Source organism: Mycobacterium ostraviense, assembly GCF_002705925.1.
Taxonomy (GTDB): Bacteria; Actinomycetota; Actinomycetes; order Mycobacteriales; family Mycobacteriaceae; genus Mycobacterium; species Mycobacterium ostraviense.
The window spans coordinates 1-731 of sequence record NZ_NKRE01000168.1 but is presented as its reverse complement, the minus strand read 5'-3'; the positions used below and the strand labels follow the sequence as shown (position 1 = coordinate 731).

At 59.9% G+C, this 731-nt stretch carries 1 protein-coding gene; it reads right to left on the bottom strand.

Features of this window, described 5'->3' with window-relative positions; translation table 11 throughout:
* Nucleotides 1–251: 251 nt before the first annotated feature.
* The coding region (locus CDN38_RS31580) for a zinc ribbon domain-containing protein (RefSeq protein WP_244307505.1) at nt 252–731 on the bottom strand (480 nt) is incomplete at its 5' end.

The following is a 731-nucleotide window of genomic DNA, read 5'->3' as shown; positions in this document are numbered from 1 at the left end:
TGGTACAACCCCCGCCGCATCCAAGCTGGCCTCTGCGGGCTCTCACCCGACGAATATGAAGCTGCCTGGAAGGACAACCAGCAGCACCACCCCCAAGCGGCTACCCTCCCACTCGAGGGGGTCGGTCCCAAATAAAAAAGTCTCCGGGAAACCGGGGGAGGTCCACGGACTATTCGCGGCATCGCATAACGTCGTGCATGCCATGGCGTAGATCCGTTACCTGAAATGTGAGTGTTTGTATGACTGGCATTTCAGGCAGCCCGTCCTTTCGGGTGGGCACTCCGTTCAGAAACGGTTCCGGTTTCATTGCCACCCGCTGTGCCCGAAGGCTGGGTCTTACGGTCGGCTCCACCGGTAACGACGCCGGTACTCGGCGCCGTAGCCTTGAGCGCATGACGCGCCAAATTGATAGCGGCGTTACGGTCTCGGTCGATCACAAGGCCGCAGTGCTGGCAGTGATACCCCCGTTCGGCCAGGTGCAGTTTGGTTTTCACCACACCACAGCCGGAACACATTTTTGAGCTGGGCAACCATCTGTCGGCTTTGACCAGATGCGATCCATAGCAGCGTGTTTTGTAGTCGAGTTGGCGAAACATCTCCCCAAGGCCGGCATCAGCCAATCCCCGGTTGATTCCGGTTTTGGCGGCGGCGCCGTTGGGCAGGAACGCGCCGCGATTGTCGGGGTCGGGTTTGGGTTTCGGGCGGCGCATCATGTTCTTGACCGCCAGTGT